Origin of the sequence: Pseudomonas sp. EGD-AK9 (assembly GCF_000465935.2) — a bacterium.
GTDB lineage: Bacteria > Pseudomonadota > Gammaproteobacteria > Pseudomonadales > Pseudomonadaceae > Aquipseudomonas.
The window spans coordinates 1-650 of record NZ_AVOF01000836.1 but is presented as its reverse complement, the minus strand read 5'-3'; the positions used below and the strand labels follow the sequence as shown (position 1 = coordinate 650).

General features: G+C 74.9%; 1 protein-coding gene. It reads right to left on the bottom strand.

What is annotated here, in order from left to right; translation table 11 throughout:
• Positions 1-650 (bottom strand): gamma-glutamyltransferase (locus N878_RS24615; protein WP_021446133.1); only part of this gene is annotated, 650 nt, incomplete at both ends.

The window sequence follows — 650 nt, the reverse complement described above, 5'->3', positions numbered from 1 at the left end:
CTCTGCGCCAGGGCCACGCCGCCGGCCGAGGGCGGCGGCGCGCTGATCAGCTCGCGACCGTCCGCCAGGGGGAAACGCAGCGGTGCGCGGCGCACGCTGCGGTACTCCCTCAGGTCGTCCAGGCTCCAGATGCCGCCGGCCTTGCGCACACCGGCGACCAGGCGCTCGGCCAGGTGGCCGGCGTAGAACCCGGCGTGGCCCTGGGCGGCGATCGTCTGCAGGGTGGCGGCCAGCTCCGGTTGGCGCAGCCGATAGCCCTCGGCCGGTACCTCGCCGCGGTCGAGGAACAGCCGCGCGCTTTCGCTATCGTCGCGCAGCGCCGCCAGTCGCCAGGCGGCGCGCTCGCGGTAGACGCGGTCGACGGCGAAGCCCTCGTTGGCCAGGGCAATGGCCGGGGCCAGGCTGGTTTTCAGCGGCAGGCGGCCGTGGCGTTCAGCCAGCTCCACCAGCGCCGCCGGCAGCCCCGGGATGGCGGCGGCCAGAGCGCCGTTGAGCGACAGCTCGCGCTGCGCCTTGCCTTGGCGCTGGTACATATCGGCCTTGGCCTGCAGCGGCGCGCGCTCGCGGGCATCGAGAAAGTCGTAGCTCGGCCGGTCGCCGGCCGTGCGCAGGAGGAAGAAGCCGCCGCCGCCGAGGCCCGAGCCATAGGG